This is a genomic window from Actinotalea sp. C106 (assembly GCF_023630195.1).
GTDB lineage: Bacteria > Actinomycetota > Actinomycetes > Actinomycetales > Cellulomonadaceae > Actinotalea.
Genome location: NZ_JALPKN010000209.1, coordinates 1 through 5,649, shown reverse-complemented (window position 1 = coordinate 5,649; position 5,649 = coordinate 1). Strand labels below are relative to the sequence as shown.

Below are 5,649 nucleotides of genomic sequence, written 5' to 3'. Positions count from 1 at the left end.
TCACCTTCCCCGGCACCCTCGACGACCGTGACGCGGCCCGCGCCGTGCGCCTCGCCGGAGGCACCGCCGTCCCGCTGTGGCACGCCGACGCCGACCTGCACGGGGTCGACGCCGTGGTCCTGCCCGGCGGCTTCTCCTACGGGGACTACCTGCGCGCCGGGGCCATCTCGCGCTTCGCCCCGGTCATGGGCGAGCTCGTCGACGCGGCCCACGGCGGCCTGCCCGTGCTCGGCATCTGCAACGGCTTCCAGGTGCTCACCGAGGCCCACCTGCTGCCCGGTTCGATGATCAAGAACGACCACCGCACCTTCCTGTGCCGCGAGCAGGTCCTCGTCGTCGAGAACTCCGAGACCGCCTGGACCCGCGACTACAGCCAGGGCGAGCGCATCACCATCCCGCTCAAGAATCAGGACGGCCAGTACGTCGCCGACGAGCACACCCTCGACGAGCTCGAGGGCGAGGGGCGCGTCGTCTTCCGCTACGAGGGCTGGAACCCGAACGGCTCGCGCCGCGACATCGCCGGGATCTCCAACGCTGCCGGGAACGTCGTCGGCCTCATGCCCCACCCGGAGCACGCCGTCGAGGTCGGGTTCGGGCCCGACGGCGACGCCGGCCCCCGCACCGGGACCGACGGTCTGCGCTTCTTCAGCTCGGTGCTGACGACCCTGCTCGGCTGAGCGCCCCGAGCCCGCGCGCATGAGCACCCCGGACGCCACCACCACCGTCACCTCGCCGACGACGGGAGCACCTCCGTCGACCGGACCCGCCGTCACCACGGTCGCGTGGGACCACCCTGTGGTGCAGGAGCTGTGCGCCGAGCAGCAGGCCGAGCTCCGGGGCAGGTACGACGACGACGGCGGCGCCGAGCCGATCCTCCCCGCCGAGGAGATGCTCGTGACCCTCCTCGTGCACGTCGACGGTCAGGCCGTCGCCACCGGCTCGCTGCGCGACGCCTCCCGGTACGGCGCCGGCTCGGGGGAGATCAAGCGGATGTACGTCCGTGCCCCCTACCGCGGGCGGGGGCTGTCGCGGCTCGTCCTCAGCGCGCTCGAGGCCGCGGCCGCCGCGCACGGGATGCGCCGGGTGATCCTCGAGACGGGCGTGCTGCAGCCCGAGGCGATCGGCCTGTACCGCTCGGCGGGCTACACCCCGATCCCGAACTACGGCCCGTACGTCCACGAGGCCGACTCCCTGTGCTTCGAGCGCGCTCTCTGCACGGTCCCCTGACGTGCACCACCAGGTGACCCTCCGCGCCGCCGACCTGCGGCTGGTGCCCCTCACCGAGGACCACGCCCCGGCCCTGCTCGACCTCGTCGACGACCAGCTCTGGGCGGGCATGACGTCCCCGACGCCGCGCACCGTCGAGGAGATGACTGCCTGGGTGCGCACCGCGCACGCGACCCCGCAGCGCTACGCCTTCGCCGTCCTCGGACCGGACGGCACGACGCGCGGCTCGACCTCCTTCTACGAGGTCGACGAGCGAGTCGCACGGTGCGAGATCGGACACACCTTCTACGGCAGGCCGTGGTGGGGCGGCACGACCAACCCGGCCGCCAAGCTCGCCCTGCTCACCCACGCCTTCGACGTCTGGGGAATGCACCGCGTGGCACTGCGGGCCGACGCCAGGAACTCCCGCAGCATCGCGGCGATGCGTCGCCTGGGAGCAGTGGCCGAGGGGGTGCTGCGCGGGCACCGGATCGCGGCCGACGGCACCCGCGGGGACACCGCCTACTTCTCGGTCCTGGCCGCGGAGTGGCCGGGGGTGCGCGACGGGCTCCTCGGGCGCCTTCGGTCGGTGCCCGCGCAGGACTGAGGCGCCCCCCGCGACGCGGCCTCACACGGACCTCTCCTCGGTCGCGGCCGAGCTCGGCGAGGGCTCCCGCGAGTTCACCCTCGCCTGACCCCTCGCCCCCTGCTGCAGTCTCGTGTCAGACGCTGGGATACCCAGGGCGACCCCAGCGTCTGACACGAGGTGTGCAGGCTCAGGTGACGGTGATGCGCAGGTGGTCGGCCATCGCGGGGGCGAGCTCGAGCAGCTGCTGCTCGCTGATGGTCGCCCCCGCGAGCCCGTCCACGCCCTCGATCCCGGACAGGTCCGCCCCGCGCAGGTCGACCTCGGTCAGGGTCGAGCGGTGCAGGGCCAGGCGGCCGATGCGGCTGCCTGTGATGGTCAGCCGCCGGACCGTCGCGTCGCCGAGGTCGAGGTCCCCCAGGACGGCGCCGTCGATCCGCAGGTCGGTGATCTTCGCGCCGCGCAGGTTGAGGTAGTCGGTCTTGCCACCGCGCAGGGTGACCCGGGTCCAGGTGCTGCCGTAGGCCTGGACCGCGCCGAGCCGGCAGTCGAGGAGCTCGACCCCCTGCCAGGCGGCGTCGGGGGTGTGCAGCTCCCCGGCCGTCACCTGCTCGAGGCTGGTGTCGACCAGCCTCGCGTGGCCCATCCGCACGCCGTCGAGACGGCAACGGACCAGGGCGCAGTCGACCAGGGTCACCCCGGTGGCGTCCTGGCCGGTGAGGTCGAGGTCCTCGAAGGAGGCGAGGTCGACGTCGGCCCCGGGCTCGAGCGGTCCGGTGAAGGGGTCGCGGTGCGGTGCGCGGTGCGCGTCCTGGCGGCTGCGGTCGGGCATGGTCCGAGCTTGCCACGCAAGACTGGGCCCTACGGACACACAGTCCTGGTACGAGGCGCAGCACGGCGTGCGCCGGGGCGACACCGAGGAGGGCGAGCATGCGGATGACACGACGGCCTGGTCGGCTGGCGCGACGGGGCGCGGTCCTCGGCGTCCTGGTGCTCGGCCTCGCGGGGTGCATGACCCCCGCCGAGGACGGCCCGGCCCCCGCCGAACCAGGTGGCACGGCCGAGCCTGACGACACGGCCGAGCCCACCGACGAGGCGTCTGCGACCGAGATGCCTGTGCTGCAGGTACGGGAGGCCGGCGGCTACGCACCGGCAGGCACGGACTTCCGGACCATGCCCCAGCTGACCGTCTACGCGGACGGTCGGGCCGTCCGTCAGGGTCCGCAGATCGCGATCTACCCACCGCCGGCCCTGCCGAACCCGCGCGTGTTCGAGCTCCCCGAGGAGGACGTCGACGCCTTCGTGACGGCCGCCCGCGAGGCAGGCCTGCTCGACGGTGCTCCCGACTACGGCCAGCCTCTCGTGGCCGATCTCCCCACGACGGTGGTCGAGCTGCGCGTCGACGGCGAGACGGTCCGTCATGAGGTGCCGGCCTTCGGGTTCGAGAGGTTCCCCGAGGGCGCCCCCGCCGGGACGGACGACGTCCCCACCGAGGACCTCCTCCCCACCGAGGACCTCGGGCTCACCGAGGAGCAGATGGCGGCACGCGAGGTGCTCACCGAGGTCCTCGCCATGGTCGGCGAGCGCTTCGGCGCCGGGGAGGGCGCCTCGTACGACGTCACGGCGTTCGCGCTCCTGGCCAGGGCTGCCGTCCCCGGGACCGTCGACGACGGGCTCGCTCCCGACACCGCGCCGTGGCCCCTCGCTGACGTCGGCCTCAGCGACCTCGAGGAGTGCGGACTGGTCGCGGGCGAGGATGCGCAGGTGCTCGCGGATGCGCTCGCGGATGCCAGCACGGTGACCCTCTTCGAGCAGGACGGTGACCTGTACGAGGTGTGGCCCCGCCCCCTGCTCCCGCACGAGACCTCGTGCGAGGACCTCCCCGGACCGCCTACCCGAGAGGGCTGACCCGGCCCGTCAGATGCGTCCGCCCGCTGCGCGGGCTCCACGCCTCGAAGGAGAAGCCCTCCGCCTCGCCGTCGCCCTGGGCGACGCGCACCGCGACGGTGCTCGGCAGCACCACGGGCTTGGCGAACTGCACCTCCCACACGAACGCCTCGCCGCGGGCCGGTCCGACGTCGGCCAGGGCGCGGGCCGCGGTGTACATCCCGTGGGCGATCGCGCGGGGGAAGCCGAAGGCCTTGGCCGCGAGGGCCGAGGTGTGGATCGGGTTCTGGTCCCCGGACACCGCCGCGTACCGCCGCCCGACGTCGCCCGCGAGCCGCCACTGCCCCGTCGGCACCCGCCCAGCCCTCTCCTCAGACCTCGTGTCAGAACCTGGGATACCCAGGGCACCCTGAGGTTCTGACACGAGATCGCCGGGGGAGGGGAGGGGGGTGGGGTCGGTCGAGGCCGAGTGGGGGGCCAGGTGGTGGCCCTTGGCGAGGTAGGTCGAGGTGCCGGTCCACACCAGCTCCTCGTCGACCCACGCCTCGGCGACCAGGTCGACCGTGACCCCTGAGCGGTGCGCGTGCAGGTCCTGCGCCCGCACCCGCAGGTCCATCTCCTCGCCGAGGCGGACCGCGCGTCGCTGCTCGACCCGGTTGGCCACGTGGACCATGCCGAGCAGCGGCAGCGGGAACCCGGGCCGCACCATGAGCGCGGTCGCGACCGGGAAGGCCAGCACGTGCACGAACCCCGCGGGCAGCGCATCCCCGCCCGTCTCGCCCAGCAGGTGCTGGTAGGCGCTCAGGTGCTCGACCTCGGCCTGCACCTCGCGCACCACGAGCTCGGTGCTCGGCAGGTCGTCCGGCCGCACCGTCCGCCGTCGGGTGGCCGCGGCCCGCGCGGACCCGGCCACCCCGCGGGCGTAGAGGCCACCGAGGGCTGGGACCGCGTCGAGCTCGACGACCTCGACCTCAGGGGTCCTCACTGGCCCACCATGTTCTGCCCGCACACGCGCAGCACCTGGCCGTTGACCCCGCCCGCCTGGGGCGAGACGAGGAAGGCGATGGCCTCGGCCACGTCCCGCGGCTGCCCACCCTGCTGCAGGGAGTTGAGCCGCCGGGCCACCTCACGGGTCGCGAAGGGGATCCGGGCCGTCATGTCAGTCTCGATGAACCCGGGTGCGACCGCGTTGATCGTGCCGCCCGCTCCCTCGAGGGCCGGGGCCGAGGCACGCACCATGCCGATCACGCCGGCCTTGGAGGCCGCGTAGTTGGTCTGCCCGCGGTTGCCCGCGATGCCGCTGGTCGAGGCCAGGCACACCACCCGCGGGGCCGCGCCGAGCTGGTCGCCGTCGAGGAGGGCCTCGGTGATGCGCAGCGGCGCGGTGACGTTGACCGCGAGCACCGGGTCCCAGGTCTCGGGCTTCATGTTGGCCAGCAGCTTGTCCCGCAGGATGCCCGCGTTGTGAATCATCAGGTCGAGCCGGCCGTGGCGGGACCGCACGTGCTCGGTGATGCGCTCGGTCGCGTCCTCGCGGGTGATGTCGAGCTGCAGGGCTGAGCCGTGCACCTCGTTGGCGACGGCCGCCAGCGCCTCCCCGGCCGTGGGGACGTCCACGGCGACGACGGTCGCCCCGTCCCGGGCCAAGGTCCGGGCGATCTCGGCCCCGATGCCGCGGGCTGCGCCGGTCACCACGGCGACCTGCCCCTCGAGCGGCCGCTCCCAGTCCGCGGGGAGCTCACCCGCCCCGGAGCCGACCGTGAGCAGCTGGCCGTCCACGAAGGCCGACCGCCCCGAGAGCAGGAAGCGCAGCGTCCCGGTCACCGAGGGTGCGTCGATCTCGACACCGTCGCCCAGCACGATCCCGTTGCCGGTCGCCCCGCGCCGCAGCTCCTTGGCCAGGGAGCGCAGCACGCCGTCGACCCCCTGGCGTGCGGCGGCCACGGCGGGGGCCGCGTCCCCGGGGGCCC

At 74.0% G+C, this 5,649-nt stretch carries 7 protein-coding genes; 4 read left to right on the top strand and 3 right to left on the bottom strand.

Features of this window, described 5'->3' with window-relative positions; genetic code table 11:
• From purQ to L0B03_RS13130, 3 genes are all read left to right on the top strand, one after another.
• Nucleotides 1-677, top strand: a 677-nt coding sequence (gene purQ, locus L0B03_RS13140) for a phosphoribosylformylglycinamidine synthase subunit PurQ (RefSeq protein WP_250446477.1), incomplete at its 5' end; no start/stop codon positions are given.
• Between the two features lie 19 nt (nucleotides 678-696).
• The gene (locus L0B03_RS13135) at nucleotides 697-1,227 is read left to right on the top strand and encodes a GNAT family N-acetyltransferase (protein WP_250446474.1); all 531 of its coding nucleotides are present in this window, start codon (nucleotides 697-699) and stop codon (nucleotides 1,225-1,227) included.
• 1 nt (nucleotide 1,228) lies between these two features.
• Nucleotides 1,229-1,813, top strand: coding sequence for a GNAT family N-acetyltransferase (locus tag L0B03_RS13130; RefSeq protein WP_250446472.1), 585 nt, complete (start codon nucleotides 1,229-1,231; stop codon nucleotides 1,811-1,813).
• Nucleotides 1,814-1,982: 169 nt separating this feature from the next.
• Here the strand turns inward: L0B03_RS13130 and L0B03_RS13125 are convergent, their stop codons facing one another.
• Entirely contained in the window at nucleotides 1,983-2,624 is a 642-nt protein-coding gene (locus L0B03_RS13125) for a pentapeptide repeat-containing protein (RefSeq protein WP_250446469.1), read from the bottom strand.
• 104 nt (nucleotides 2,625-2,728) lie between these two features.
• Here L0B03_RS13125 and L0B03_RS13120 point away from each other — a divergent pair, with 104 nt between their 5' ends.
• Entirely contained in the window at nucleotides 2,729-3,700 is a 972-nt protein-coding gene (locus L0B03_RS13120) for a hypothetical protein (protein WP_250446466.1), read from the top strand.
• Here L0B03_RS13120 and L0B03_RS13115 read toward each other — a convergent pair.
• Nucleotides 3,684-4,664 carry a MaoC/PaaZ C-terminal domain-containing protein gene (locus L0B03_RS13115; protein WP_250446463.1) on the bottom strand — a complete coding sequence of 327 codons (981 nt, stop codon included), beginning with the start codon at nucleotides 4,662-4,664 and terminating at the stop codon, nucleotides 3,684-3,686. The two genes, L0B03_RS13120 and L0B03_RS13115, sit on opposite strands and share 17 nt — an antisense overlap.
• The coding region (locus L0B03_RS13110) for a 3-oxoacyl-ACP reductase (RefSeq protein ID WP_250446460.1) at nucleotides 4,661-5,649 on the bottom strand (989 nt) is incomplete at its 5' end. The genes L0B03_RS13110 and L0B03_RS13115, both read right to left, overlap by 4 nt.

What these genes read in the sequence shown, in the direction of transcription:
- L0B03_RS13135 (WP_250446474.1), top strand. Translation starts at nt 697, where the DNA reads ATGAGCACCCCGGACGCCACCACCACCGTCACCTCGCCGACGACGGGA.
- L0B03_RS13125 (WP_250446469.1), bottom strand. Translation starts at nt 2,624, where the DNA reads ATGCCCGACCGCAGCCGCCAGGACGCGCACCGCGCACCGCACCGCGAC.
- L0B03_RS13120 (WP_250446466.1), top strand. Translation starts at nt 2,729, where the DNA reads ATGACACGACGGCCTGGTCGGCTGGCGCGACGGGGCGCGGTCCTCGGC.